The 24,239-nt window shown below is 69.4% G+C and carries 26 protein-coding genes and 1 tRNA gene; 10 read left to right on the top strand and 17 right to left on the bottom strand.

The window, feature by feature from the left end; translation table 11 throughout:
* The first annotated feature begins 260 nt into the window (after positions 1–260).
* The 5 genes from ACMGFI_RS05970 (at position 261) to ACMGFI_RS05950 (ending at position 4,174) form a co-directional block, all read left to right on the top strand.
* Entirely contained in the window at positions 261–1,307 is a 1,047-nt protein-coding gene (locus ACMGFI_RS05970) for a methyltransferase domain-containing protein (protein ID WP_436908128.1), read from the top strand.
* 64 nt (positions 1,308–1,371) lie between these two features.
* Positions 1,372–2,064: a nucleotidyltransferase domain-containing protein gene (locus ACMGFI_RS05965; RefSeq protein ID WP_436908126.1), complete on the top strand. Its 693-nt coding sequence runs from the start codon at positions 1,372–1,374 to the stop codon at positions 2,062–2,064.
* Positions 2,051–2,578 carry a DUF8154 family protein gene (locus ACMGFI_RS05960; RefSeq protein ID WP_436908124.1) on the top strand — a complete coding sequence of 176 codons (528 nt, stop codon included), beginning with the start codon at positions 2,051–2,053 and terminating at the stop codon, positions 2,576–2,578. Before ACMGFI_RS05965 ends, ACMGFI_RS05960 begins: the two co-directional genes overlap by 14 nt.
* Before the next feature lie 38 nt (positions 2,579–2,616).
* Entirely contained in the window at positions 2,617–3,615 is a 999-nt protein-coding gene (gene thyA, locus ACMGFI_RS05955) for a thymidylate synthase (protein ID WP_436908122.1), read from the top strand.
* Between the two features lie 13 nt (positions 3,616–3,628).
* Entirely contained in the window at positions 3,629–4,174 is a 546-nt protein-coding gene (locus ACMGFI_RS05950) for a dihydrofolate reductase (RefSeq protein WP_436908120.1), read from the top strand.
* 93 nt (positions 4,175–4,267) lie between these two features.
* Here the strand turns inward: ACMGFI_RS05950 and ACMGFI_RS05945 are convergent, their stop codons facing one another.
* The 6 genes from ACMGFI_RS05945 to ACMGFI_RS05920 all read right to left on the bottom strand — a co-directional run bounded on the left by ACMGFI_RS05945 (position 4,268) and on the right by ACMGFI_RS05920 (position 7,735).
* Positions 4,268–4,819, bottom strand: a complete 552-nt coding sequence (locus ACMGFI_RS05945) for a GTP-dependent dephospho-CoA kinase family protein (protein ID WP_436908119.1) — start codon at positions 4,817–4,819, stop codon at positions 4,268–4,270.
* Position 4,820: 1 nt separating this feature from the next.
* Positions 4,821–5,021: a transcription elongation factor subunit Spt4 gene (gene spt4 / locus ACMGFI_RS05940; RefSeq protein ID WP_436908843.1), complete on the bottom strand. Its 201-nt coding sequence runs from the start codon at positions 5,019–5,021 to the stop codon at positions 4,821–4,823.
* Positions 5,018–5,596 carry a DNA-directed RNA polymerase gene (locus tag ACMGFI_RS05935; RefSeq protein WP_436908118.1) on the bottom strand — a complete coding sequence of 193 codons (579 nt, stop codon included), beginning with the start codon at positions 5,594–5,596 and terminating at the stop codon, positions 5,018–5,020. Before ACMGFI_RS05935 ends, spt4 begins: the two co-directional genes overlap by 4 nt.
* A gap of 1 nt (position 5,597) precedes the next feature.
* Positions 5,598–5,978, bottom strand: coding sequence for a PIN domain-containing protein (locus ACMGFI_RS05930; protein WP_436908117.1), 381 nt, complete (start codon positions 5,976–5,978; stop codon positions 5,598–5,600).
* Positions 5,975–7,207, bottom strand: coding sequence for a translation initiation factor IF-2 subunit gamma (locus ACMGFI_RS05925; RefSeq protein ID WP_436908114.1), 1,233 nt, complete (start codon positions 7,205–7,207; stop codon positions 5,975–5,977). The genes ACMGFI_RS05930 and ACMGFI_RS05925 overlap by 4 nt, the downstream gene beginning before the upstream one ends.
* Positions 7,208–7,315: 108 nt before the next feature.
* The gene (locus ACMGFI_RS05920; RefSeq protein ID WP_436908112.1) at positions 7,316–7,735 is read right to left on the bottom strand and encodes a response regulator; all 420 of its coding nucleotides are present in this window, start codon (positions 7,733–7,735) and stop codon (positions 7,316–7,318) included.
* A 140-nt stretch (positions 7,736–7,875) separates the two neighbouring features.
* Between ACMGFI_RS05920 and ACMGFI_RS05915 the strand changes: the two genes are divergently transcribed.
* Both ACMGFI_RS05915 and ACMGFI_RS05910 read left to right on the top strand, forming a co-directional pair.
* Positions 7,876–8,781, top strand: a complete 906-nt coding sequence (locus ACMGFI_RS05915; RefSeq protein ID WP_436908109.1) for a DUF7351 domain-containing protein — start codon at positions 7,876–7,878, stop codon at positions 8,779–8,781.
* A 150-nt stretch (positions 8,782–8,931) separates the two neighbouring features.
* Positions 8,932–11,175, top strand: coding sequence for a DUF7289 family protein (locus ACMGFI_RS05910; RefSeq protein WP_436908108.1), 2,244 nt, complete (start codon positions 8,932–8,934; stop codon positions 11,173–11,175).
* A 1-nt stretch (position 11,176) separates the two neighbouring features.
* Here the strand turns inward: ACMGFI_RS05910 and ACMGFI_RS05905 are convergent, their stop codons facing one another.
* From ACMGFI_RS05905 to ACMGFI_RS05885, 5 genes are read right to left on the bottom strand one after another with little or no spacing between them, the layout of a single operon-like run.
* Complete coding sequence (locus ACMGFI_RS05905) at positions 11,177–11,938, bottom strand: DUF7289 family protein (protein ID WP_436908106.1); 762 nt, start codon at positions 11,936–11,938, stop codon at positions 11,177–11,179.
* Positions 11,931–12,407 (bottom strand): DUF7266 family protein, encoded by a 477-nt coding sequence (locus ACMGFI_RS05900; RefSeq protein WP_436908105.1) that lies wholly within the window; start codon positions 12,405–12,407, stop codon positions 11,931–11,933. The genes ACMGFI_RS05905 and ACMGFI_RS05900 overlap by 8 nt, the downstream gene beginning before the upstream one ends.
* Positions 12,404–13,324, bottom strand: coding sequence for a DUF7261 family protein (locus ACMGFI_RS05895; protein WP_436908104.1), 921 nt, complete (start codon positions 13,322–13,324; stop codon positions 12,404–12,406). Before ACMGFI_RS05895 ends, ACMGFI_RS05900 begins: the two co-directional genes overlap by 4 nt.
* A complete protein-coding gene (locus ACMGFI_RS05890; protein ID WP_436908102.1) occupies positions 13,312–13,908 on the bottom strand; it encodes a DUF7288 family protein in 597 nt (198 codons plus the stop codon). The genes ACMGFI_RS05895 and ACMGFI_RS05890 overlap by 13 nt, the downstream gene beginning before the upstream one ends.
* The gene (locus tag ACMGFI_RS05885; RefSeq protein WP_436908100.1) at positions 13,889–14,509 is read right to left on the bottom strand and encodes a DUF7287 family protein; all 621 of its coding nucleotides are present in this window, start codon (positions 14,507–14,509) and stop codon (positions 13,889–13,891) included. Before ACMGFI_RS05885 ends, ACMGFI_RS05890 begins: the two co-directional genes overlap by 20 nt.
* 267 nt (positions 14,510–14,776) lie before the next feature.
* On the opposite strand from ACMGFI_RS05885, the gene ACMGFI_RS05880 reads away from it, so the two are divergent.
* On the top strand, positions 14,777–15,823 hold the full coding sequence (locus tag ACMGFI_RS05880; RefSeq protein WP_436908099.1) for a DUF5787 family protein: 1,047 nt from the start codon (positions 14,777–14,779) through the stop codon (positions 15,821–15,823).
* An 81-nt stretch (positions 15,824–15,904) separates the two neighbouring features.
* Here ACMGFI_RS05880 and ACMGFI_RS05875 read toward each other — a convergent pair whose 3' ends face one another.
* From ACMGFI_RS05875 to tatC, 3 genes are all read right to left on the bottom strand, one after another.
* Entirely contained in the window at positions 15,905–16,168 is a 264-nt protein-coding gene (locus tag ACMGFI_RS05875; RefSeq protein ID WP_436908097.1) for a hypothetical protein, read from the bottom strand.
* An 87-nt stretch (positions 16,169–16,255) separates the two neighbouring features.
* A complete protein-coding gene (locus ACMGFI_RS05870) occupies positions 16,256–16,873 on the bottom strand; it encodes a histidine phosphatase family protein (protein ID WP_436908096.1) in 618 nt (205 codons plus the stop codon).
* A gap of 79 nt (positions 16,874–16,952) precedes the next feature.
* Positions 16,953–18,707, bottom strand: coding sequence for a twin-arginine translocase subunit TatC (gene tatC, locus ACMGFI_RS05865; protein WP_436908094.1), 1,755 nt, complete (start codon positions 18,705–18,707; stop codon positions 16,953–16,955).
* Between the two features lie 159 nt (positions 18,708–18,866).
* Between tatC and ACMGFI_RS05860 the strand changes: the two genes are divergently transcribed.
* Both ACMGFI_RS05860 and ACMGFI_RS05855 read left to right on the top strand, forming a co-directional pair.
* Positions 18,867–21,071, top strand: coding sequence for a twin-arginine translocase subunit TatC (locus ACMGFI_RS05860; RefSeq protein WP_436908092.1), 2,205 nt, complete (start codon positions 18,867–18,869; stop codon positions 21,069–21,071).
* Positions 21,072–21,161: 90 nt separating this feature from the next.
* Positions 21,162–22,169, top strand: a complete 1,008-nt coding sequence (locus ACMGFI_RS05855) for an alcohol dehydrogenase catalytic domain-containing protein (protein WP_436908090.1) — start codon at positions 21,162–21,164, stop codon at positions 22,167–22,169.
* 43 nt (positions 22,170–22,212) lie between these two features.
* Here ACMGFI_RS05855 and ACMGFI_RS05850 read toward each other — a convergent pair.
* The 3 genes from ACMGFI_RS05850 to ACMGFI_RS05840 all read right to left on the bottom strand — a co-directional run bounded on the left by ACMGFI_RS05850 (position 22,213) and on the right by ACMGFI_RS05840 (position 23,764).
* A tRNA-Gln gene (locus ACMGFI_RS05850) sits at positions 22,213–22,285 on the bottom strand.
* Positions 22,286–23,197 carry a homing endonuclease associated repeat-containing protein gene (locus tag ACMGFI_RS05845; RefSeq protein ID WP_436908088.1) on the bottom strand — a complete coding sequence of 304 codons (912 nt, stop codon included), beginning with the start codon at positions 23,195–23,197 and terminating at the stop codon, positions 22,286–22,288.
* 57 nt (positions 23,198–23,254) lie between these two features.
* Positions 23,255–23,764 (bottom strand): GNAT family N-acetyltransferase, encoded by a 510-nt coding sequence (locus tag ACMGFI_RS05840; protein WP_436908085.1) that lies wholly within the window; start codon positions 23,762–23,764, stop codon positions 23,255–23,257.
* Positions 23,765–24,239: the final 475 nt, after the last annotated feature.

Below are 24,239 nucleotides of genomic sequence, written 5' to 3'. Positions count from 1 at the left end.
GTCTCGACTTAAACGTTGTATTTAAGGCTTATAAACTTTCATACGGAGTGTTGATACGTCACGAACGCGAACGGGTCACCTCGCTTAGGTTCTCCGTCCGCGAGAGGCCTAAAAACGCCTTTTAATGGGTGTGAGGGGCGGTTTTATGAGGGTCGTTGGTTCGGAGGGGGTCGCGAGTTCGACGGGGAGACTGCTCGGGTGCGGGACGGTCGCCGGCGGGCACCGGTGGGTTCTTGGCCGGCGGCGGGCGACAGTCGGGCGTGTACGTCCTCGAACTGGGCGGCCGGGACGACGCGTTCGCGGCCTGCGAGGCTGCGAGCGCCGCCGCGGGGGTGGAGGTGGTCGGCGCGGGGCTGGCGACCGCGCGCGCGGTGACCGACCGCGTCCGCGACCTCGCGTTCGTCCACCGCGCGAGCGAGGCGGTCGGCCGCTGCGACCCCGACGTGGCGAGCGCCCGCGCGCTACTGGACGCCGCGACCGTCGACCGCGAGGGGACCGTCGCCGTCCGCGCCGTCGACGTGCGCGCGACGACCGGCGTCGACACCCAGCGCGCCGAGCGCGAGCTGGGACAGGTGCTCGTCGACCGCGGCCTGTCAGTCGACCTCGACGACCCGGACCACGAACTGCGCGCGCTGTTCGCGGGCGCGCCCGGCGCCGACAGCACGGCGGCAGACCCCGACGGGAGCGACGCTACTGCCGCCGGAGGAGGCGACGGAGCGGGCGTCTGCGCCCTCGGCTGGCTCGCCGTCGAGAGCGAGCGCGGCTTCGGCGACCGCCGCCCGACCGACCGACCGTTCTTCCAGCCGGGGAGCATGGACCCGATGCTCGCCCGCGCGCTGGTCAACGTCGCCGGCGCCCGCGAGGGAGCGACCGTCGTCGACCCGATGTGCGGGACCGGCGGCCTGTTGCTGGAGGCGGGGCTGGTCGGCGCGCGCGTCGTCGGCTCCGACGCCCAGGCGAAGATGGCCCGCGGGACGCGCGCGAACCTGCGCGACGCGCTCGGCCGGGGCGGCGACTTCGCGGTCTGTCGCGGCGACGTGACGCGACTGCCGTTCGCCGACGGCTTCGCCGACGCCGCCGTCTTCGACGTGCCCTACGGCCGCCAGTCGAAGATCGAGGGCGACTCGCTGGCCGATCTGGTCGGGAGTGCGCTCGCCGGGGCGCGGCGGGTCGCGCCCCGCGCGGTGGTCGTCGCCGACCGCTCGTGGGAGCGGGCGGCGGTCGACGCCGGGTGGACCGTCGCGGAGCACTTCGAGCGGCGCGTCCACAACTCGCTCGTCCGGCACGTGCTGGTCCTGACTGCGTGAACCGGCCAGGTAGCATCGGCCACCGGGGCGTACTTTTAATATTGTCTGAACCCTCTGAGCATTCATGAACGCTGAAGGAGTTCATTCGGAGGGGCGACCGGACGGGGCGTACGTTCGGCTCCCCGTTCCAGTCGGGGACCCGGACGCGTTTCGGCACGGAGCGACCGCCGATGTCCTCCACGTGCTCGTCGACAACCCCGACCGGGCGTTCACGAACCGCGAGTTGCATCGAGTGACGGGGCAGGCACTGAGCGGCGTGAACGCGGCGGTCGATGCGCTCGAGGCGCTCGGGGTGATCGATGTCGACCGCTCCGGCCGAGCGAACGCCGTCCGGGTCGAACCCGGGATGCTCGTCACACCCGACGACCCCGTGACAGCGGTCCCCCAGTCGGAGTATCACGCTCCGATCAGGGAGACCCTCTCGCAGCTCGAATCGAGGATCGACGAACCCATCGGCGTCGTGCTCTTCGGGAGTGTCGCCCGAGGCGACGCCGATCGGACGAGCGACATCGACCTGTTCGTCGTAGTCGAAGGCGACCGGATGGACGCACAGCGAGCGGCACACGAGATCGAACAGACGGTCGCCGACGAGCGGATCGGCGGCGAGCGGTACGAACCGCACATCGTCGTCGAGACCCGCGAGTCGGCGCCGGCCCACGACCGGATCGGCGACGTGCTCACCGAGGGGGTGACCCTCCGGGAGGCATCGGCACTGGACGCGGTGAAGCGGGAGGTGTTCGACAGTGGGGCTGACTGATGTCGTCGCTGCGCTCGAACGCGTCGAGCAGTTGCTCGAAAACGACGAGACCGGTCCCGTGCAGGACTCGCTGTCGTGGCAGCGGCCCGGCGACGATGCGGACATCCAGCTGGGCAAGGCCTGTGCGATGCTCGGGACGTGTCGGCAGCTACGACGGGGGACCAACAACTACGTCAGTATCGTCGAGTTGTCGTTCAACGCCATCGAGCGGTCGTTTCAGTTCTACCTCGTCGAGATGACCGCGGCGGAGTCGTCGGACTATCGGAAACACGAGGAGGTGTTCGACGACATCGCGGCCCGGAACCTGTTCTCCGACGAGGGCGTCGCCGGCCGGGTCGACGCGTTCCGCGCGGAACATCGGTCGCGGTTCTACTACGACCTCGACAGACCCGGACGCGAGTTCGCCGAGGCGATGCACGACCTCGCAGAGGAGATCCACCGATACGTCGTCGCGTTCGCCGACGCCCACTCGCGGTGCAACTGCGACACTGGGGAGTCGGCCGAACCGGAGTAGTCACCTTTTAGCGCTCCCGGACGGAGGTACGCCCAACGATGCAGCAGTACCTCGATCTCGTCCGGGAGGCCATCGCCGAGGGGGCGTACAAGCCCAACCGGACGGGCGTGGACACCCTCTCGACGTTCGGCGCGCACTACGAGGTCGACCTCCAGGAGGGGTTCCCCCTGCTCACCACGAAGGACCTGTCAGGCTACCGTTGGAACTCCCTGATCCACGAGCTCCTGTGGTACTTCTCCGGCGAGGAGCACATTCGCAATCTCCGCGAGGAGACGAAGATCTGGGACGCCTGGGCCGACGAGGAGGGCCACCTCGACACCGCCTACGGTCGCTTCTGGCGGCGCTACCCCGTCCCCGAGGACGGGCTGGAGGGCGAGTCCTGGCCCGACGACGCTCACCGCTGGATGAACGACGACGAGCGCACGTTCGACCAGTTCCAGTACGTGCTGGACACGCTGCGGGAGAACCCCAACTCGCGGCGCATCGTCGTCAACGCCTGGCACCCCGCCAACGCCGCGGTCAGCACCCTCCCGCCGTGTCACTACACCTTCGTCTTCAACGTCCAGGGCGACCGCCTGAACCTCCATCTCACCCAGCGTTCGGGCGACATCGCGCTGGGCATCCCGTTCAACATCGCCGCCTACTCGCTGGTGACTCACATCGTCGCACAGCGGACGGGCTTCGAGGTCGGGAGCTTCTCGCACTCGGTCGTCGACGCCCACGCCTACTGCGGCGAAGGGGCCCGCGGCGAGTGGTACGGGGACAACCGCGAACAACTGCGCGAGCGGATGGCCGCCGTGGAGGACCACGCGGGCTACGCCGGCGTGCGCGACTGGATCCTGACGGAGGCGCCCGCGGAACCCGGCGAGGAGAACGCCGACCACGTGCCGAACCTGCTGGAACAGCTTACGCGCGAACCGCGCGAGCGGCCGACCATCGAGGTCGCGGACAAGCCCATCGACGACCTCGAGTTCGAGGACATCGAGGTGCGGGACTACGACCCCGCCCCGGGATTGGACTTCGCAGTCGCGGAGTGATGGGGGGCGAGTGATGGCGGACGCCGAGCGGGACGAGACGGACGCCGAGCGGGACGGGTCGGCGGTGGAGATCGCCCTCATCGCCGCCGTCGCGGAGAACGGCGTCATCGGCAATGACGGTGAGATGCCGTGGCACTACCCCGCGGACCTGACCCACTTCAAGGAGACGACGATGGGCCACCCGGTGATCATGGGCCGGGTCACCTACGAGTCGATCGCGGGGCAACTGGGCGGGCCGTTGCCCGGGCGGACGAACGTCGTGTTGACGCGGTCGGGCGTCGACGCGCCCGACGAAGTCCGGCAGGTCGCGGGCGTCGACGCGGCGGCCCAGGTCGCCGCGGCGGCTGCTGCGGAAGCCGGCGTGGAGACGGCGTTCGTCGCCGGCGGCGCGACCGTCTACGAGGCGTTCCTGGACCGGGCCGACCGGTTGGTGCTGACGGAGGTCCCGGGCGAACCGGACGGGGACACCCGGTTTCCGGAGTGGGACCCGGAGGCGTGGGTCGAGGTCGACCGCGAGAACGAGGGGGAACTGTCGTTCGTGACGTACGAACGAGCGTAGCGGTCGCCGACAGGTGCGTTCGACGAAGGCGCACGCTACCGGGGTTCCACACGAAACTGGGGGCGAATCGAAAAGCGAGATGCAAACAGCCGCTCACTCGGCGTCGAGGCCGAGCGCGTCGAACGCGCGGGCGGTGTCCCCGTCCATCCGCTCCATGAGGGCGACGACGCGCTCGCGGGTGTCGGCGTCGGCGGTGACGTGGACGACGCCCTCGCCGGGCTGGCCGTAGCAGACGCTGGCGCCCGCCGGCGCGGCGGCGATGGCGGGGAGGGCGGCCAGGTCCTCCTCGCCGTCGACGCGGACGAGCGTCTTCTCACCGGTCGCGAGCGCGTCGACCAGCGCGTCCAGCAGCGCGGCGGTGAGCGTCCCCGGCGGGTTCTCGACGGCGCGGACGCGGTCGAAGCGGTCGTCCGCGATCCCGTCGCTGACCTCGTCGTCGACGGCGGCGCGCTCGGTGCGCTCGTCGACGAAGGCCAGGTCGGGGACGCGGCCCGCGTCGAGGGTGTGGTAGGTGACGATGTCGCCGACGGTGACGAGGGGGTCGCCGGCGGCGTCGAGAACGGCGGCCGTGTCGGTCGAGACGGGGCCGAACGGGTCTTTGAGCTCCGGGCGGAGCGCGGGCTGGAGTTCGAGGACGACGGTCACGCTAGCGGACCTTCAGCGCGTAGCGGCCGGGCTCGGTGACGCCCATCTCCTCGGCGATCTCCGAGCGGTCGGGGTGGCTGATGACGACGAACCCCGCCCAGTCCTCCGTCAGCGACGACGACCCGCAGGAGACGCAGGTCTCGGCCTCCTCGGAGTCCTGCACGCGGTGGCACTCGCGACAGACTAACCTGTCGGCCATCAGTCCTCACCCGCTTCCGCGGCGGCTTCCCGTTCCTGGCGCTCCGCCTCGAGCCAGCCGTGCTTGCCGAGGCCGACCTGCTTGGCCGTGAGGCCGATCTTCGAGTCCCGGGGGTTGCGCTCGTCGATGCTCTTGGTGACGATGCGCGCCCGGACGGCGTCGCCGACCCCGAGCGTGCGGTTGGAGTCCCGCGAGGAGAGCATCTGTCCCTCCTCGTCGTAGGCGAGGTACTCGTCGGAGATCTGCGAGACGTGCAGCAGGCCGTCGACGGGGCCGATCCCGACGAAGGCGCCGAAGTTGACGACCTCGACGACCTCGCCGTCGACGACCTCCTGCATCTGCGGGTCGAACGTCAGCGCGTCGAACTCGGCGGTGAAGTAGACCCCTTCCTGCCCGGGGACGACCGCCCCCTCGCCGATGTCGTGGACGTCGATCACCGAGACGACCGAGCCCACGTCCTCGTCCATCCGTCCCTCGAGCTTGTCCTGCAGGAGCCGTTTGACCAGCCCCGGCGTCACGTCCGCCAGGTGTTCCGGCGGCACTTCGACCGTGTCGCGTAGTGTAACCCGTTTGTACATACTATGGTTGAGTGACTGCGAGTTTGTTCCCGGCCCGTAAACTAACTACCGGAACGCCGGCGTCGAGCAGCCGGCGCTTGAGCGGACCGTCGTTCGTGACCGCGTGCGAAACCTCCTCCCGCCCGGCGACCTCGACCACCGCGTCGTCGGCGTAGGGCTCCTCGTGGCCGACCGGCTCGCAGCGGTCGGCCGCCAGGTCCAGCCCGACGCTGGCCGCGGCCGCCTCTTTCCCCTGCCCGTCGGCGAGCTTCGCGAGTTCGTCGCGGACCGCCTCGGGGACCAGCAGTTCGTCGTCCCCGAGCAACCGCTCGATCTCCTCGAAGACGCGAACGTCGCATTCGACGGGCATCATCAGTGCGTTCGTGTCCATGACGACGCTCATTCCCGGAGCGTGCCGATGCCGATGAGCCGCCAGCGGCCGCCGAGCCGTCGGTTGATGGCGATCTTCGCGCCCTCGCGGGCGCAGACCGGGCGCTGGAGCGCGACCTCGCACTCGCCCTCGCGGGCGCTGGTGACCGAGCCGACCGTCGTGGCCGTGCCGATGGTCATCATCAGCGGCTCGCCCGTCGAGATCTCCTCGACGTCGCCGGCGTTCTCGCCGACGATCCGGTCCAGCAGGTCCACGTCCATCGTGAACTGCTCGTGGACCGGCGGCAGCGTCCCGGGCGGGCCCGCGACCTGCCCGGCGAGGGCGTCGCCCTTCGTGATCGAGGGGTCGAGTCCGGTCCCGACGCCGAGCAGGCCGCCCGGCGTCGCCGTCTCGACGGTCTCGCCGCCGGCCTGGAGCGACCTGACGGTCGTCTCGACGGGCCGCCACTCGGTCTGTCCCTCCTCCTCGACCTCGCGGCCGGGGCGCAGTTCGATCTCGTCGTCGGCCTCGAGTTCGCCCTGGACGAGCGAGCCGCCGAGCACGCCACCGAGCAGCGAGTCCCAGGTGGTGCCCGGGCGGTTGATGTCGAAACTGCGGGCGACGAGCATCTCCGCGTCGGCCCCGGGGTCCCGCTCGGGGGTCGGGATCTCCCGCTCGATGGCGTCGATGAGCAGTTCCATGTTGACGCCCTGGCCGGCGCTGATGGGGACGATGGGCGCGTCCTCGGCGACGGTGCCCTCGACGAACTCCTGGATCTGCTCGTAGTTCTCGCGGGCCTGCTCGGCGTCGACCAGGTCGATCTTGTTCTGGGCGACGACGATGTTGTCGATGCCGATGATGTCCAGCGCCATCAGGTGCTCCTCGGTCTGTGCCTGCGGGACGGGCTCGCTGGCGCTGACCACCAGCACCGCGCCGTCCATGATCGCCGCACCGGAGAGCATCGTCGCCATCAGCGTCTCGTGACCCGGCGCGTCCACGAACGAGACCGTGCGCAACACGTCCGTCTCCGCGTCGTGCTCGCCGCAGGTCTCGTCGACGGTGTAGGCGTCGGGGGCCTCCCCCTCCGGACACTGCCGGAAGGTCGCGTCGGCGTAGCCGAGGCGGATGGAGATGCCGCGTTTCATCTCCTCGGAGTGCTGGTCCGTCCACTCGCCAGAGAGGGCTTGCACCAGCGTCGTCTTGCCGTGGTCGACGTGACCGACGAGTCCGATGTTCACCTCCGGTTGTGTGTTCGTCGTCATCTCGGGAGTAATCTTGGGGAATCTTCGCCCTCTGCGACTGATAAACCTACTGTTCCGTGTCCGGCCACCCCCGGGGATCGGCCGCCGTCGGCCGGCGACGTCGACGCCTCAGTCGTCGAGCGCGCTCTCGACGGCATCGACCAGGCCGTCGAACCCCTCGTTCGACGCCCCCTTCCGGACGAACCGCGCGTCCCGCTCGCGGGCGCGCCCGGCGAGACTCTCGTCCGCGGACCCGGAGAAGAGGACCAGGTCCACCTCCGGCCGGGCCGCGCTGACGGCGTCGAGCAGCGCCAGCCCGTCCGTGCCGGGCATCTCGTAGTCGCTCACCACGCAGTCGACCGAGTCGTCGACCCGGGCCAGGGCGTCGTCCGCGTCGGTCGCCGTCCGGACCGACACGTCGTCGAGTCGACCCAGGTAGGCGCTCGCCAGCGCCGTCAGGTCCGGGTCGTCGTCGACGACCAGCACCGTGTACGTCTCACAGCATCCCGTCGACCGATGGAGGGTGGTCGAATCACGCGATGCACACATTACTCCGCAGTTAACTCCGATCCGTGTTAACGATCCCCGGGCGTTTTCTCGCGCTGAAACCGCCGTCAGACAAGTGACGGGTTCGATACAAAAACCCGCTTCAGGGAACCCTTTAGGTGGTTCCCGTCGATCGATCGGGCATGAGCGGAGCTAGCGAGGGCCCCGGCGAGGACGGCGAGAGCGAGGCCGCCGGCGTGGACCCGGCGGAGGCGTTCGGCGTCGTCGCCAACGACACCAGACTGGAGATCCTGGAGGCGCTGTGGCGGGCCGACGACCGGCCGGTGAGCTTCTCGGCGCTGCACGACGAGGTGGCGATGCGCGACAGCGCGCAGTTCAACTACCACCTCCAGCAGCTCACCGACCAGTTCGTCGCCAAGCGCGAGGCGGGCTACGACCTGCGCCACGCCGGCGCCCAGGTCGTCCGCGCGGTCCGCGCCGGCACGTTCACCCGCCGGCCCGACGTGGAACCGTTCGAAGTCGAGGGCGCCTGCACCCGCTGTGGCGGCGCCCTCGAGGCCCGCTACGCCGACGAGCAGTTCCGGATCGACTGCGTCGACTGCGGCAAGTCCCACGGCGAGTACGAGTTCCCGCCCGGCGGCCTGGTCGACCGCTCGAACGAGGAGGTCGCCACCGCCTTCGACGAGCGGGTCCGCCACCTCCACTGCCTGGCGGCGGACGGCGTCTGTCCCTCGTGTGCCGGGCGCATCCACACCGAGATCGTCCGCGGCGGCGACTGCTGTCTCGACGTCGCCCTGCGCGCCGAACACGTCTGCGAGCGCTGTCGCAACGAGCTGTGTTCGCCGGTCGGGCTCGTCCTGCTCGACGAGTCCGTCGTCTCGGCGTTCTACGAGGACCACGGCATCGACCTCTCGGACCGGCCGTACTGGACGCTCCCGTGGTGTGTCGACGACGAGTACACGACCGTCGAGTCGGTCGACCCCTGGCGGGTCGCCGTCGAGATACCCCTGGCCGACGACCGGCTGACGGTCACGCTGGACGGCGACCTCGACGTGGTCGACAGCGAGTGTCGCTCGTGTGAGGTGTAGCCGGGAGCCGGCAACCGGCATCAGTGCAACCCGGCCCGCGGGGGCGGTCCCGCGAGCGATCGGTCGGTCCCGTCCGGCCTCTCGTGCCCCCGAACTGTCGAAAGGATTATCTCGGCGTATGTGTACGTTTCACCAACCAGAGACACAACGATGCAGAGGGGTGTATGCCGCGGGGGCGGCCGGAGACGTGGGCGTGCACAGTCGGACGTCCTGGCCGTCGTGTTACTCGCTACGATGGTCATCGCGGGGGCGACGACGGTAGTCGTCGCGGGAACGGCGGCGCTGAATCAGGGGCAGGGGGACGCATCGTCGACGGCCGCCGTCCAGTCGATGCAGTCGCTCGACACCACGATCGAGCAGATGGCTCGAGGGGGATCGAGCCAGGCGCAGGTGGAGGCCCCGGACCTGCAGGGTAACTTCCAGGTGGTGAGCGAATCAACCGGGGAGCCGGCCCGGGCGGGTAGAGTCACCGTGACAGTCGACCCGCCGTCCGGTTCGGACACGACCGAGGAGTTCTGGCTCGGAACCGCCAGGTACGAACGCGACGGACAGACCGTGGCCTACCAGGGCGGGGGTGTCTGGCGAAAGACCGGGAACGGGAGCGTCGCCGTTTCGCGGCCCGGGATCAGCTATCGGTCGAACGAGGAGGCCAGCACGCTCACGTTCCCGATAACCACTATCGAGGGGACGACCGGCGGCGGCGAGTTCCGGGTCGAGACGGTCGACCAGCGAGACCTGCTCTCTTCGGTCGGGATGTCGAACCGGATGCCGAGCGGGACGACCATCGACATCGCGATCGAGAGCACGTTTTACCGGGCCTGGGGCGAACATCTCCAGTCGGAACTGGGTCCGGAGTCTGTCACCGTCGACCCCGCCACGGAGACGGTCACGGTCACCGTCGAATCACCGAACGTCGGCGGGACCGTCTCCTCGGCGGCGTACTCGGACGGTCCCTCCTCGGCGCTGACCAACACGGTGACCACCGACAGTTACCTCTCGCCCGACTACGCCGGCTCGCCGCACAACGAGAACGGCGACGTGCTGACGACCGAGACGTTCGACCCGACCAACGACTTCACCGTCCGGGGCGACGTCCACGCTGAGAGCGGCGCCCCGGACATCACGAACGAGGTCGAGGTGACCGGGAACGTCGTGCTGGGTCAGAACGCGGGCGGTCCGACGCAGATAAACAGCCAGCCGACCTTCCACAGCGTCTTCTCGACGAAAGACGACCTGACGGTCGTCAACGAGCCCGAATTCGAGGGCGACGTACTCGTCGGCGGAGCGAGCGGGAACGACTACTCGCTGCAGATGAGTTCGGGACAGCCGGCGTTCCGACAGGACGTGTTCGTCGAGGGCAACCTCGAGATCGGATACAGTTCCGACCCGGTGGTCGAGGGCGACGTGTACGTCCGCAACGGCGACATCGAACAACTGTCGAGCGTCGACACGATCGACGGGAACGTCTACGTCGAGGACGGCGACGCCAAGATCGGCGAAGACTACTCCGGCGGAGTGACCATCCAGGGCGATGTCGTCGTCGACGAGGACGTGGACCTCGGTGGTGATACCGTCGACATCAACGGTGACGTGATCGCGGGCGGCACCGTCCACAACGGTCCGGAAGACGCCGACGTGGCCGGGAACGTGCGCGACGGCGAGCCGGGTACCGTCTCCAGCCGCCTCGCGGCGAAGACGTTCGAGACGCCGCTGGACCCGTCGGTCCCGGACTACGAGTCGGCCGAGAGCACGATCCTCGACAAGGAGTCGAGCTACAGCGCGACCAACGACAACGGGGATGTCTCGGCTATCAGCGGGACCGACCTGGGTTCCTGTGACCCCACCTGTGTGTTGCCGGCGGGCGACTACTACGTCGACGACATCGACATGGGGAGCGGAGACACGCTCAGGCTGGACACTACGGGCGGAGAAGTCAACGTCTACGTCGACGGGAACATCCAGATGGACAACGACGCCGAGATCGTTATCGAGGGTTCTAATCGGGCGAACGTCTACGTCGGCGCGTCCGGCGGCAACGCGCTCTCGATGGTCAACACGGCCGAGATCCGGACGAGTCCCGAGGCCGACCGAGCGCCGTTGTTCTGGATGTACTTGCGGCCCGACGCGCAGGTCCAGTTCAGCAACGACGCCGTGTACACCGGCGTCCTGTTCGGTCCCGGGGGGTCCAGTACCGACGGCGCCGAGATCCAGGTCGTGAACCGGGTCGAGATCTTCGGGAGTCTCATCGGCGAGGTGACGCAGATGTCCAACGACGCTCAGGTCCACTACGACGAGAACCTCGGTTCGACCAGGGTCTACGGCGGCGGGTCGGGCGGCCCCGCTACGGTCGACTTCGTCTACCTCCGACACCAGACTGCGACCGTCGACGACTGACCTACCCGAACCCGTACTCAACGGTCACGCTCGACACGACGACCCTCTCCGTCTCGAACGAACAGGCGACCTCGTCGGCTTCCGGGTTCGCACACGACAGCGACCCACTGCCCCCGTAGGCGTCCCGCAACGCCGCCTCCCACACCTCGGTCCGACCCGGAACGTCACGCATCGTTATCGTCACGTCGAGTTCGGTGACCGACGGGTCCTCGTTCGTTCGCACGACCTGCTCTGTTCCGTTCTCCATCGCCCGGATCTGGTTAGTTCCGCCGCTCACGGTGGCGTTCGTCGTCGCGTTCGTCCGGACGACCGGGATCACGGCACGCTCGTCGTCCAGCCGGAACAGCGAGCCGCTCACCGCGACACTCCCGCTCCGTTGCTGCCGGACGACCAGCGAGTTCTCGTAGTAGATCGAGGCCGCGTCGCTCCGGTAGACGAGCGGATAGAGCTTCCACTCCCAGCTCTCGGTGCTTGTCGAGACGACCGACACCTCCACCCGCGTCGGGTCGCCGACTTCGAGGGTAGCGGCGTTGAGCGTGAGTTCGGTGGTCGAGGTTTCGGCGGAGCCGTAGTAGATCGATTCGATGTCGTCGCCGACCGCCCGCATAGCGATCTCGCCGTTGTTGGCGACAGTGGACTCCTGGACGCTGTCGAGCGCGTTGAGGCCGAAGACGCCGACGACGAGCGTCGCCGCGAGGATGGCCGAGAAGACGATCACGAAGCCGATAACCTCACTCTGTCCGCGCGGTGCGTTGTCACGCATTCTCTAGCCTCACTCTGTCGTCGTCCGGGTCCGGGGCCCTGTCGTAGTAGACGCGCAATGGCCCGCCGTTGATTGTCGTGTCTTCGAGGGCCGCTCCCGACCGGAGTCTGACCGTGAACGACTGGTTGATTGCGATGTCTCGAGTCTCGACGTACAGTCGCCAGCGGTTCGAGTCCGTCTCGACCGTCTTGATGCGGTACTGGACCCCGCCGAGACGGCGGGGGAACTCCCGGATCACGGCGGCGGACGCGGGGCGTGGTTCGGTCGCGTTCAGCCGGTCCACGGTCATGATCGTCGACGCCAGCCGTTCGCCGACCGCGTCGACCTGGTCGCGGGCGACCTGCTCGCGCTGTTCGCCGATCATCGAACTCGTCCCGAACACCAGCCCTGCAGTCAGTGACACCGTCAGAACGACGATCAGTGCGTACGAAAGCGCCGAAGAGAGCGCTCGCTCGTCACGGCGAATCATCGTATCTCCCCCGGTGCGATCCGTAACTCGGTGCGGTAATCGACCGTCGCCGACTGATACGTGAACGGCACTCGCGCGCTGTAGATGATGCTGTCGTCGTAGCTAGTGTCGGGTGTCGCGCCCTCGCCGGTTAGCCACAGCTGCCCGCTGGTTCCCGAGAGGTCTCCACTGATAGTGACCGCGTAGCTGTCCGCCTCAAACTCGATGGCTTCGAGCGCCGAACAGTGGTCGCCGTCGATGGTCGCTCCGTCCACGTCCACGGTCATCTCCGAGGGCGAGCCGGTGACGGTACACGTCCGAGCGTAGCTCGTCCCGTCCTGATCGACGGTGACATCCCACTCGCTTCCGCCACCCGCCGTAGTCACCGTCAGCAGCCACTCCCGACTCCCGGAGTCGAACGTCACGTCGAACGACGACGAGCCGGTCGGAACGTCGCTGAACACGAAGGTTACATTCCGCGCTTTGGCGTCGCTGACCAGCGTTTCCGACCCGCTACTATCACTGTCCAGTCTGTCGAACGGGCCATCGGTCGCGAGTTCGATCTGATAGCCCCGCTCGAACGAGACGGCGGACTCGGGACCGATATCGACCAGCTGACCGTGTTCCGCGTATCGCTCGTTCAGCCACGGGCCGAGCTGCGACACCAGGTCCCGGAAACTGTCTTTGCGCGCCGAGCGAGTCGTCGTTGCGGCGGGTTCCTCGTTGACGTCTCTCAGGTACCGTTCGAGGTCGGCGGACACCGACTCCCTGGTCGCGATCGCGTCGGTCCCGCGTTCGACCGAGGTGTCCTGTGTCGTGAGCGTCGTCGTGTATCCGCCCGACGTCAACACGATCGTCAGTCCGATGAGCGCGACCGCCAGGACGAACGCCCCCGAGAGGAGCAACTGCCCGCGGTCCACCCCGTTCAGGTCCGCCACGCAACCACCTCGACTCTCAGGAGCGCGTACACGTCCGACCCGGACCGCTGGCTGATACCGGGGTAGAGCCCCTCGGATTCGAGAGTCTCAGATTTCCTGTTGCCCGTGGCATCGTAGCGATGGTCCTCGTCGAAGACGGTGACGACTGCCTCGGATCGAACGGCGTTGTCACCGGGCACTCCGTTGTACACCATCCGCTGGCGCTCGGTCGTTCCGGAACCTGCAGGGTAGTGGACGACGACGTTTACGACGACCGTCGGCCCGACCGCCTGATCGAGCGCCCGTCCGAACTCGTTGCTCGGGAACGTCCCGACGAAGTAGTCCTCCCCCGCCGCTCCGGCGAACCCGCCGTCCCACGCCAGCACCGCGCGTCTGAGCGCCCCGTTCTCGGCGGACTCGGAGAGAACGCTGTCGAGCCTGGCGTGATCGACCGGCTGGGCGGTCGAACCCGTCGTCGACGGGGTTACCGTGACCGCCTGGAGCGCGAAGACGAGTCCGGCCACCACGACCAACGCCGCGAGAACGCTTTCCAGCGTGAACGCCTGCCCGCGGTCGGCGCTCGCGTCACCACACTCGAACGACAAGATACACTCCCTCCCGGCCGAGAGACACGTAGCGCTCGGCCGTCGCGTACTCCTGATTGTTCGCCGCGCTCGGTCCGGCAGTGAGCCTGATGTCCGTCGCCGTCGGGTCGCAAGCCGGGTTATCGACCGGGACGAGTGGGCTCGCGCCGAGCCCGCCGTCGGTATTCCAGCAGAGCTGTTTACGGCCGGGATCCGTCGGCTTTCGGCGTTCAACGGTGACGTTTACTCCCCGCCTGCTCGCGTCGAGACTGGTGTTGCTCGCGAGCGAAGCGGCCTGTTCCAGCCCACAGTCACTCGGCGTTGCCGCCAGATCGGGGTCGTCCATCCGGCCGGTGAAAAACAGAAGCGTGCAGTCGGTGTCTAACCCGTCCGACGCGCTGCTGTCACTGAGTGCGGATTCCGAGAGGTACGTCGCCGCTCTGTCGGCCGCGAGCCCGTCGCCGGCCCCTCCGCCAGCACCAGACGTGAAACTCCCGAACGCCGTCGGCACGAACACGAGCACCCCCAGTACGACGATCAGAAATAGGCTCACGCCGATCGAGAAGTCGAAGACTGACTGGCCGCGGTCGCCGACGCCGACCCGGTGCGTGTCCCGTTTCATCGGTCCCGTGTCCCTGGGCGACGACCGGGAACGCGGACCCCCGATCCGCGTCCGCGGTCGATCTCCCCCGCGGAGCCCGCGTCGCCACCCCTGTTGTACCTGACATAGCATAACACGTTTAGATAAAACTTGCGCCATCCGTGGGTGTGGTTGCCGGATACTCCGGCTGTGAGTCGACTCCGTCGACGGTCGGACGCACCGATGGGACCGCACGGTCGGCCGGTCGCTCGACCGCGGGCTTATGTCCGCTCGCGCCGACCTCGGGGTGTGCAGGAGTTCGCGTTCGAACTCGCGCTGTGTGCGCACCTCGAACGCCCGGACCGGATCGTGGGACGCCAGCTCGGCGCCGCCGTCCGCGGCCGCCGGGTCGTCGACGTGTGCCTGGTCGAGCCCGGCCCCGAGTTCGACCGCCGAGCGGCGATCACGCCGCAGACGATCCCGCCGCTGGCGATCGAGAGCGCGGTCGGCCCGGGCACCGCCCGCCCGGTCGCCGAGGCGTTCGACTGCCACCCCGAGCGCGCCCGCGCGGTCGCGGAGCGGGCGGTCGAACTGGGCTTCTTCGAGCGCGAACGGACGGGCGCGAGCGCGGCCGTCCGGGGGACCGTCCGCTACCCCGAGGAGTGGTTCGACTCGCTGGTGGGCATCGAGAACAAGCCCGACCTCGACCGGCCGGGGGACCTGCGGGACCAGTTGCGGATCGACGCCTCGCTGGGGCTGTTCGACGAGGTGGTCCTGGCGACGGAGACGTACGTCACCGGCGCGCACCTCAACCGCCTGCCCGACCCCGTGGGGGTCTGGCGGTTCGACCCCGAGACGGGCGAGCGCGAGGTGGTCCGCGAGCCCGAGTCGCTCGACACCGACGGCCCGGGGATCGAACTGCTCGACCGCGAGCCCGGCCGCGCGGAGGTGCGTCCGGTCACCGCCGCCGAGAAGCGCCGCCAGCGCCGCCGGATCGCCGAGCGGGCCTACGGCAAGGGCTGGCGGACCTACGAGTTGCCCGACTGCCGGCAGTGTCGGCCCGGGGAGGCCGAACCCGCCGAGCACGCCGACGCGGGGCTGCCGTGGTGCGCGTGGGGCGAGGAACTCGTCCGCCCGGTCGCCGACTGCGGGCCGTCGTGTCCGGGGTACGAACCGCTCGACGCGGCGGGCGAGGGGCGCGACGGCGAGGACGCGGACGGGAACGGGGCGGACGGGGACCGAGCGGACGGGTCCGCGGCGGTCGACCCGGACGCGGTCCGCGCCCGGCGCAGCGCCTGGGAACCGGACCCGGCGGGCGTCGACCGCCGGCAGGCCGGGCTCGACCAGTTCCTGTGATACGGTCGGTTGTAAGTCGTTTCCGGGTTCGCCGGGCAGTCCGGCGAACCGACGGTACACAGTTACAACCGACCGTATGGATCACTCGGTCGCGTCGCCGGACGCGGCGTTGTCGCCGGACGCGTCGTCGGCTCCGTCGGCGTCGGCGGTCCGCTCGCGCAGGTAGCGGGCGCCGGCGACGTACACGAGCGTGAAGATCAGGACGAACGACGCCGTCTCGGCGGGCGCGACGCCGCCGTCGGAGACGAGTTGCACCCCGACGTAAGCCACCGTGGCGACGGCCGCGACGACGACCGTCGCGAGGACGGGGCGCTCGACGGCGATGTCGTCCGACTCCATGTTCATACCCCGGGGCACGGACTCGAAGCGCATAGCTGTGGGGGTGGCTCCGGAGGTCGGCGGCGGCGCGGGTTGACCGGTCTCGCGGGCGCCCTACTCCGGCAGGTGGTCGGTGCCGTCGCGGTCGACCACCGAACACCCAGTCCCCTCGACGGCGATCTCGGTCACGCCGCAGTTCGAGGGGGAGAACTCCGGGGCGAGCGACGTCAGATCGCGGTCGGTCACCGCCGACAGGGCCGCGCGGATGGGGCCGCCGTGGGTGACGACCGCCGCCGTCTCGCTGGCCGCCAGCCCGTCGACGAGCTGTTCCCACCCCTCGCGGACGCGCGTCTCGAACGCCGGCAGGGACTCGCCGCCCTCCACGGACCGCACCGCGAGTAGCGACCCGTCGCGGTGGTACTCGGGGTGGCGGCTCGCGATGGCGGTCCGGGTCAGCCCCTGGAGTTCGCCGAAGTCCCGCTCGCGCCAGGCGCGGGCCCGCTCGGGCTCGGCCGCGACGCCGGCCGCCCGGAGCTCCGCGGCGGTCTCGAGCGTCCGCTTCAGGTCCGAGACCACGAGCCGGTCGATGCCAGCGTCGGCCAGGTGTTCTCCGACTGCACGGGCCTGCTCGCGGCCCGTCTCCGTCAGCGTCGCGTCGGCCCACCCCTGGATCCGGCCGTCGCGGTTCCACGTCGTCTCGCCGTGGCGGACCAGCAACACCCGCGCGGTCATGGTATCCGCCCCGTCATTCTCCCCGTCCGGTCGCCGTTTCCGGTCGATCACGGTCCCGGCCGGTCACCATACTCGCCGGTCACCCCCGGTTCTCGTACCAGTCGAGGACCACGAGGACGAACTCGTAGGTGACGATCAACCCGACGGCGACGCCGGCCGACTCGACCGTCGAGAGGTCGACCGCGTCGATCCGCCGGAGCAGGGCGGGGTCGGGGCTGCCGAGGTAGCCGACGAACAGCGACAGCGGCCAGACGCCGACCCGGGCCCGCGCGAGGTAGCCGTAGGCGTCCGAGCGGCCGCCCACGTTCCGGTCGACGTAGAGGACCGCCTCGTAGACGGCGATGAGCCCGAGGCCGACGAACAGCGGCGTCAGCCGGGTGACCCCGAAGTCGGCCAGCGCCGACGTGACCGCGGCGGGCAACTGGTCGTAGTAGCTCCCCGGGAGCGGCGCGGTCGAGACGACGTAGCCGACGAGGGCCGCGCCGGACCAGACGAACGGCCGCCGGGCTGCCAGGTCCTCGGCCGTGACCGCCGCTGCCTCGCCGGTCCAGTACAGCAGTAACAGGGTGCCCTCGAAGAGGACGATCATCGTCGCTGCGACGAGGATGGGGGCCATCCCGGTCGGGTCCGGGCTGAAGAGGAAGGCGACGGTGGCGAACCCGCCCCAGAAGTAGATGCGGCGGGCCGCTAGCCAGCGCCGCGAGGTGACGCCCATCATCACCGCGAGCATGATGAGCAGCGGGATCTGGAAGACCAGGGCGAAGAACCCGAGCATCATCACGATGAGGTTGAACGTCTCGGTGAGGCTGAAGGTCACCTCGGCGGCCTGGGCGGTGTAGCCGGTGAAGTAGACGAACAGCGTCGGGAGCACGAGCAGGTACGCGAAGAGGATGCCCACGCCGGCGAGGACGAGGCTCGTCGGGACGGAGGCGAGGTAGTAGCGGCGTTCGCGGGGGTACAGCCCGGGGCGCATGAACAGGTACGACTCGTAGACGGTGACGGGCAGGGCGACGACGAACCCGACCAGCGAGGCGACCTTCAGCCGGGCGAACATCAGCGCGAGCGGGTGGAACAGGTACGGACACGCCGCGTCGGCGGTGGGTGCGGTCGTCGGGCAGACCTCCGGCGACCCCGACAGGAAGGAGTACCACAGGAAGTTGATCAGGCGGTCGGCGAACGGGAACGTGAGCCCGCTGACCAGCGCCATCGCGACGACGACCACCCCGAGTCGGCGGACCATCTCCTCGATGTGCCGGGCCAGCGGCATCTCCTCGTCGTCGGGGGCGCCGCCCAGTCCCCCCTCGCCGGCGGGCGCGGCCGGTGCGCCCTCCGCCGGTCCGCCCGAGGAGGGGTTCGCGTGGGGGTTGATGTCGCCGCCGAACTCGGTGGCGTCGCCGCCGTCGGCCGCGGCGCCCTCCTCGACGGTGTTGACCGGCGCCGCGTCGGTCGGGTCCGCCGAGGGCGCCGCCCCGTCGTCGGCGTCGTCTGCGGCACCGTCGCCGGAGTCGTCATCGTCGTCGATCCACTCCGCCGGGTCGCCCGGGGCCTCGTCGTCGTCGACGCCGGGGCGGCCGATGTCGTCCGGGACGCCACCCTCGGGGTCGTCGGGGTCTCCCGAGTCGTCGGGGAGGTTGTCCGGGGCCGGGGAGGGGTTGGCGTCGGGCCGGCGCTCGTCGGCCGGGTCGGAGCGGTCGGGGTCGTCCGGGCCGCCGGGGATCGGTTCCTCGGGCGGTCCCGCGGACTCGTCGGGCGAGTCGTCGCCCCCCCGTTCCTCGTCGGGCGGACCGGCGGCTCCCCCCTCGTCGTCGCCGTCGCCGGACCGCTCGTCAGTCATTCGTGGCCGGGTTTGCGCTCCCCTATTGTAAGCCTTCTTTTCGCTCGCCCCGCCGACGCGGGAAGCGGGGCCGCTCGGGCGGCTCGACGGCCGCCTCGGCGCTCGCGCGCTCCCGTGATGAATAGATTGATAACAGTCACTCGGTTACCACTCCCCGAGATGGCTGCCGCGATCGACGAGGACACCAAGCGGACCGTCGCACAGGGTCGCGCGACCCTCGGGTCCATGATCGGCAGCGCCCGCGAGGACCTCCAGAAGGCCTTCATGGTCTTCGTGATCGGCTTCATGGGGACGTTCTACGCCCTGCGGCTCTACGTCTGGGACGCGCTCAAGGCCGACCTCAACCAGAACGAGCACATCCGCATCGTCGCCACGACGCCGTTCGACGTGATCTTACTGCAGGCGAAGATCGGGCTGTTCATCGGGATCCTGATGGCGCTCCCCGTCGTCGTCTACTTCGGCCGCGACGCCCTGCGAGCGCGGGGCTGGTGGCCCGCCGAGGACGTGCCCCGGTGGAAACTCGTCGTCCCGGCCCTGCTCTCTGTGGTCCTGTTCGCGGCCGGCCTCGCCTACGCCTACTACCTGTTCTTCCCGCTCATGCTCGGGTTCCTGGCCGGCAACGCCGCCAACGCCGGCTTCGAGCCCGCGTGGTCGATCGTCAAGTGGACGCAGTTCATCGCCTTCCTCGGCTTCTCGTTCGGCCTCGCGGCGCAGCTCCCGCTGGCGATGAGCTCGCTCGCCTACCTGCGCGTGCTGAGCTACCAGTCGATGCGCGACCGCTGGCGCTACGCCGTGCTGGGCATCTTCGTCTTCGGCGCGTTCTTCTCGCCGCCGGACCCGCTCACCCAGATCATGTGGGCGCTCCCGCTGATCGGCCTCTACGGGTTCAGCCTCGCGCTCGCCCGCTTCGCGGAACTGCTTCGGCGGTCGGCCGACGAGGTCTCCGCCGGGATGGTCGCCCGCCGCTACTGGAACAAGCTCCTCGCGGTCGCCCTCCTGGCCGGCGCCGCCGGCTACCTCTTCGTCGCCCGCTACGGCGTCGCCGCGATAAACGACCTCGTCACCTCGATTTCGGACCGCGTCGGCCCGTTCCCGACGCTGACGGAACTGACCGGCCTCGACACCCAGGTCGTCGCCGCGATCGCCGCGCTGGTCGTCGCCGCCGTCGCCTTCGGCGTCGCGATCTTCTACTTCTCCATCAGGGAGCTCGACGCGGCGCGGGACCCGACGGAGCCGACCGGCTCGCCGACCGACATCGACCTGCTCGAGCTGTCGGCGGCGGCCATCCCCGCCGCGCCGCCCGAGCGCTTCGAGGCGATGGACGAGGGCGAGGCGACCGAGCTCGCCCGGGAGGCCATGGAAGAGCAGGGGGACCCGGACAAGGCCCAGGCCATCCTCGACCGCTTCGACGAGGTCCAGGAGGCCCAGGAGGCCCGCGCCGAGGCCGCGGCCGCGGAGAGCGGCGAGGGGGCCGGCGGCGAAGCGGCCGGTGACGGTGCGACCGCCGACGAGGAGGGCGGCCTCCTCACCTCGACGACGGCGGGCGTCGTCGACTCCTTTACCGAGGAGGAGACCACCGAGGACGACATCGGCGGCTACTACTACGACATCGCGTTCATCCTGGAGAGTCTCACCTCCCGCGCGTTCCGCATCGTCGGCCTGTTCGGGGTCGTCATGGCCGTGACCTTCGTCTTCCTCTACCAGGGGGGGATCGGGACGCTCCGACAGATCTTCTTCGGGCGGATGCCCGAGGGCCAGATCGCCCAGGCCGACATCGTGACGCTCCACCCCGCCGAGGCGCTCATCTTCGAGATCAAGTTCGCGACGCTTTTGGGCCTGGTGGCGACGCTGCCGCTGATCCTCTACTACGCCTGGCCGCGGCTGAAGGAACGGGGGCTCGTCGGCGGCGACCGCCGGCTGCTCGGCGTGTGGGCGGTGACGCTGCTGGTCGGCATCGTCGGCGGGTCGGTCGTCGGCTTCCTCTACGTCGCGCCGGCGATCATCTCCTGGCTGGCCGCCGACGCCATCGAGTCCAGCATGGTCATCTACTACCGGATCAACAACTTCGGCTGGCTGGTCGTGCTGACGACCGTCGGCTTCGGCCTGCTCGTCGAGGTGCCGGTGACCATGTTCCTGTTCCACCGCGGCGGGCTGGTCCCCTTCCAGACGATGTTCGACCGCTGGCGCACCGTCGTCATGGCCATCGTCGTCTTCGCCGCGTTCATCACGCCCTCCAGCCTGCTGACGATGCTCGTGTTCGCCATCCCGGTCGCCGTCGCCTACATGGCCGGCCTGGGACTCCTGTGGGTGTACACCCTCGGCGGCCGCCGCACGCCGAACCGCGAGGGCGAAGCCGCCGACTAGCGGCGACCCGCGCAGGAAGCCGCCCGGCGGGCCGACCACGGATTCGCCGGGGACGCCGCACTCTTGACCGTCCGCCGCGGATCCGGACCCATGGAAGCCGCAGCCTTCACCGACCTCGTCGGACCGGACGGCGTCGCCGTCGTCGACCGACCGGACCCCGAACCCGGACGGGGCGAGGCCGTCGTCGACGTCGAGGCCTGCTCGATCAACCGCCACGACCTGTGGATCCTGGAGGGCGACTCCGCGATGGTCGACGCCGACGACCTCCCCTTCGTCTCCGGGCTCGACGTGGCCGGGACCGTCCGCGAAGTGGGCCCCGACGTGACCGGCGTCGAACCCGGCGACCGGGTCGTCCTCTGTCCCAACGAGATCTGCGGGAGCTGCCGGTTCTGCCGCGAGGGGCCCGAGAACCTGTGCGAGAACTTCTCGCTGTACCACGGCGGGCTGGCCGAACGGGCCCGGGTGACGGCCGACCGGCTCGTCGCCCTCCCCGACGGCGTCGACGCGACCACGGCCGCGGCGCTCCCCACGGCGTACGTGACCGCCTACCGGATGTTGCAACGCGCCGACGTGGACGCCGGCGACCGCGTGTTCGTCCCCGGCGCGACCGGCGGCGTCGGCGTCGCGACCGTCCAGCTCTGCGACGCCCTCGGGATCGAGACCGTCGGGACTTCCCGCTCGGCGGCCAAACTCGGCCGCGTCCGCGAGGTCGGGCTGGACCGCGGGATCGAATCCGCCGACACCGCCGAGATCGAGGCCGCAGTCGACGAGCCGGTCGACGCCGTCGTCAACCACCTCGGCGGCGAGTACTCGAAGCTGGGCCAGTCGGTGCTCCGCCGCGGCGGCACGATGGTCGTCTGCGGCCGCACCGCCGGCGGCACCTCCGAATTCGACGTGGCCGACCTGTTCCTGCAACACAAGCGGATCGTCGGCTCCACGATGGGCACCCAGCCCGACCTCGAACGGCTGGTCGATCTCGTCGCCGACGGCGCCTTCGACCCGGTGATCGACGAGACCTACCCGCTGGCCGAGACCGGCGACGCGTTCGCTGCGATGCAGGACGGGGAGAGCGTCGGGAAACTGGTGGTGACTCCGTAGCGGCGGACGGAACTGCCGTTCACGGACAAGGCGTCAGAAAATATAGTCCTGGGAGGATTCGAACCTCCGTCGTAGCCCCCAGAAGGCTACATGATTGGCCACTACACCACAGGACTTCACCCGAGTATACTTCGGTCCCGTATTTCAGTGTTGCGGACTCGAACGTGCCGTGTTACCGTGGTTCGGTCAGTTTCGCTCCCGTCGTCGGTGGGGGGGTCGAAGTGTTCGCGGCGGTGGCAGTTCGCGCAGAGAACGACACATCGGTCGACTTCCGCGCGCACTTCGCTCTCGTCGGCGCCGTCGGAGATCAGTTGCCCGACGCCCGCGGACTTCTCGTCCGGGTCCGAATGGTGGAACTGGAGGCACGAGGGGTCGTCCTCGGAACAGCGACGACAGCCGCGGCCGCGACGGTACTCGTACGACCACGCTCGCAGGCGTTCGCGTTTCGACTGCGGCCCGCCGTCGCGGTCGACGACCGCCGGCTGTCGGCCGTGACGCTTCCGGTGACAGTTCGCGCAGAGCACTTCGCAGTTCTCGAACTCCTCACGGAGCGCTTCCCGGCTGTGACCGTGCGTTATCATATCGGTGACGGCCATCGCTTTCGTCTCGCCGTCCAGGTGGTGAAAGTCCAGACAGGCCGGATCGGACTCGCCGCAGTCGGCACAGCCCCGCTCGCGCTTCCGTTCGTTGGCCCACGCGCGGAGCCGTCCCCGCCGTCGCAACGTTCGCTCGGTGTTGTGCTCCGCGTTCCGGTAGTGCCATCGCTGGTCCTGCGAGAGCTCCTCCCACGTCTCACCGTCGGGAAGCTCGACCCCCTCGGGTTTCGGCGCGACCCGGGACCCGCGCGACGCGTTCGTCGATAACCCCGCCCGTTTCTTCGCTTCGTTCCACCCGCCGACGACCCGAAGGATCGTCGACGCTGCGGGTGTCACCCCCAGTTCCTCGTACTGCGCCTTCGACGGCGACTCCCCCAACTGCTCCGCGGCTTCCCGGAGTGCGTCGAGACACTCCTGCTCCGTTCTCCCCATAGCACGTCCGCTTGGCTTCGTTTCCCCTCAAGTATCTACGGGACAGCGAGGGGTCGACTACAGTTCCCGTTCGTAGAAGATCATCTCCCCGACCGGCGTCGACTCCCGACGCGTCTCAGCGTAGCCGAACGACTCGTAGAGGGCGACCGCGCTCTCCTGGTCCGGCGTCGTGTCCAGCACCAGCCGGTCGAAGCCCGACTCTCGCGCACGAGCTTCGAGTTCCCGGAGGATCCGGCTCCCGAAACCCCGTCGCTGGTGGGCGGGGTCGACGCGCATCCGCCGGACGACCGCCGCGTCGGGGTCCGTCTCGTGGTGGTCGACCTCGGGCGAGGGCTGGAGCGCGCCCATGGCGACGATCTCGCCGCCGGAGCCGTCGGTCCCGCCGATCTCTCCCACCAGGAACTCCCCGCCGGCGTCGAGGTACTCGGATTCGACCGCCCGGAGGTCGGCGTCGAGGTGGGCGTACTCCTCGTCGTAGGCGCCGATGTCGCGGAGCGCCCGCTCGTGGAGGTCCCAGACCGCCTCGGCGTCGTCGGGTTCGTAGTCGCGGATCGTGAGGTCGGACACGGTCTATCGGTGGGTCGCGTCCGGGAAAGTGTCACTGGGGACGGCAACGACTGCCGCTCGCTCGGCGTTGATTCGACAGCCGGCAACGGCGAGCGCTGAACGCCCTCGGTCCGCTCGCTAGCAGTTGGTTTGACCGCAGGGAACAGCAGGCGCTGAACGCCCTCGGCGCGCTCGCTCTGAACTGACTCGACAGCACTCGACGGTGAGCGCTGAAAGCCCTCGGCGCGCTCGCTCGGAGTTGGATCGACTGCACTCGACGGTGAGCGCTGAAAGCCCTCGGCGCGCTCGCGGTCGCTGTCTCCGAAAATCGGAGATTTTCGGGATGACGAGAGAGCTTCGCTCTCTCGAACCAAGCGGGATATCCGCGCTCTCCGCACGGCCCGCGCGGATAGTTGCCCGCTCAGACGACTGAACAAGCGCGAGCGCGCCTCGCCCTTTCAGTCCACCAGGGACCGCACAGCACCGCAGACGGCCA

The sequence above is a fragment of the Halosimplex marinum genome (assembly GCF_051414075.1).
Taxonomy (GTDB): domain Archaea; phylum Halobacteriota; class Halobacteria; order Halobacteriales; family Haloarculaceae; genus Halosimplex; species Halosimplex marinum.
Note: the sequence above shows the minus strand (reverse complement) of the source record. Positions and strands in the feature narration are given on the sequence as shown.